The organism is Pseudoxanthomonas sp. LjRoot204_2 (assembly GCF_056175765.1).
Map to the genome: position 1 here is coordinate 1 of NZ_JBGFFG010000489.1, position 2283 is coordinate 2283.

The window sequence follows — 2283 nt, forward strand, 5'->3', positions numbered from 1 at the left end:
GCCTGCACATTGTCGGCACCGAACGCCACGAATCGCGCCGCATCGACAACCAGYTGCGCGGCCGTTCGGGCCGCCAGGGCGATCCGGGTTCGTCCCGCTTCTACCTGTCGCTGGAAGACAACCTGATGCGCATCTTCGCCTCGGACTGGGTCCAGAAGGCGATGAAGCTGATCGGCATGAAGGAAGACGACGTCATCGAGGACAAGCTGGTCAGCCGGCAGATCGAGAAGGCGCAGCGCAAGGTGGAGGCGCACAACTTCGACATCCGCAAGAACCTGCTGGACTTCGACGACGTCAACAATGACCAGCGCAAGGTCATCTACGCCCAGCGCGACGAACTGCTCGATGCGGAGTCGGTGAAGGACAACATCGACGGCATCCGCGGCGACGTGGTCGCCGAGACGGTGGGGCGCTTCGTGCCGCAGAACTCGGTGGACGAGCAGTGGGACCTGCAGGGCCTGGAGCGCGAGCTCGGCGAGGAAATGGGCATCGACCTGCCCGTGTCCCGCTGGCGCGAAGAGGCCGAGGAACTCGATGCGGAGATGATCGAGCGCCGCGTGCAGGACGCCATGGACCAGCATTTCGCCGACAAGGAAGCGGCGATCGGCGACGAGACCATGCGTGCGCTGGAGAAGCACATCATGCTGACGGTGCTCGACAAGAACTGGAAGGAACACCTTGCGCGGATGGACTACCTGCGCCAGGGCATCCACCTGCGCGGGTACGCGCAGAAGCAGCCGAAGCAGGAATACAAGAAGGAAGCCTTCGAACTTTTCTCCAGCATGCTGGAGCGGGTGAAGAGCGAAGTCGTCACCCTGCTGTCGCGCGTGCGCATCCGCAGCGAGGAAGAGGTCGCCGCGCTGGAAGCCCAGGAACGCGCGATGGCCGAAGCGCAGGCCCGGCAGATGCAGTTCCAGCACCAGGACGCGGGCGGGTACAGCGCCGACGAGGAAGCTGAGCAAGCACAGCGCCAGGCGGAACAGGGCGGTTACATGCAGTCGGGCCCGATGCCGGCGCAGCGCGACACCCCCAAGGTGGGCCGCAACGAYCCSTGCCCCTGCGGCAGCGGCAAGAAGTACAAGCACTGCCACGGCCAACTGGACTGAGGCATCGCCTATCGCCTGTCGGAAAAGCCGCGCACTGCGCGGCTTTTCTTTTTGCGGGTCCGGGCATCTGCGCGCCTATTTGCGTCTACCTGCCGGTTCCCGGCAAGCTTCCTCCATGCCCACCCCGTTGCGCTCCATCCATGTCATGGCCGCCGTCATCACCGACGCGCGCGGCCGCATCCTGCTCGCCCGCCGGACCGAGGGGCGCGATCTGGCGGGACGCTGGGAATTCCCCGGCGGCAAGCAGGAGCCCGGCGAGAGCCCGGAGGAGGCGCTGGTGCGCGAATTGCGCGAGGAACTCGGCATCGAGGCACGCGTGGGCGAGCCCATCATCAGCGTGCCGCAGCAGTACCCCGACAAGCGCCTGTGCCTGGACGTGCGGCACCTGACCGGCTGGACCGGCACCCCGCGCGGGCACGAGGGGCAGGCCCTGGCCTGGGTCGCGCCCGACAAGCTGGCGCGCTACGACATGCCGCCCGCCGACCGCCCGGTGGTCGCGGCCCTGCTGCAGCCAGACCGTTATCTCGTGACGCCGGAACCCGCCGATCCGGCACGCTGGCTGGCCGCGCTGGAGCAAGCCCTGTCGAACGGTATCCGTCGCGTGCAGGTGCGCGCGCGCAGCCTGTCGGGCGAGGCGTGGAAGACGCTGGCGCGAGATGCCGTCGTGCGCTGCCGTGATGCCGGAGCGGCGGTGCTGCTCAATGGCGACATAGAGCTGGCGCAGGAACTGCAGGCCGGCGTGCACCTGCGTGCCTCGCAACTCGACGCCCTCGCGGCGCGGCCCTTGCCGGACGGTCTGCCGGTGGCGGCGTCGTGCCATACGCCGGACGAACTGCAGAAGGCGCAGGCACTGGGGTGCGATTTCGCCGTCGTGGGCAGCGTGCATCCGACTCCCAGCCATCCCGGCGGCCAGGCGATCGGGTGGCAGGGGTTCGTCCACCGGCGCGAACGCGTGTCGTTGCCGATCTATGCCATCGGCGGCATGGGAACCGCCGACATCACCGAAGCCCGGCGGCATGGCGCACAAGGCATCGCGGCCATCCGCGGACTGTGGCCCACGACATAGCGCATCGCGGGCATGGCCCGCTCCTAAAAAGCTGTGCGGCGCGAGACTACGGGGTGGCGTTGGCCAGGGCGAGGTAGCGCCGATGCAGGGCGTCGGCGGCATGTTGCAGGT

General features: G+C 68.0%; 2 protein-coding genes. Both read left to right on the forward strand.

Going from position 1 to position 2283, the window contains the following annotated elements; translation table 11 throughout:
• On the forward strand, positions 1-1106 hold a 1106-nt coding region (locus tag AC04L7_RS16985), incomplete at its 5' end, for a preprotein translocase subunit SecA (RefSeq protein ID WP_475513488.1).
• 115 nt (positions 1107-1221) lie between these two features.
• Positions 1222-2172, forward strand: coding sequence for a Nudix family hydrolase (locus tag AC04L7_RS16990; RefSeq protein WP_436000122.1), 951 nt, complete (start codon positions 1222-1224; stop codon positions 2170-2172).
• The last annotated feature ends 111 nt before the right edge of the window (positions 2173-2283 follow it).

Bases quoted from the DNA above. Each gene is read 5' to 3' on its own strand.
- AC04L7_RS16990 (WP_436000122.1), top strand. From the start codon at position 1,222: ATGCCCACCCCGTTGCGCTCCATCCATGTCATGGCCGCCGTCATCACC.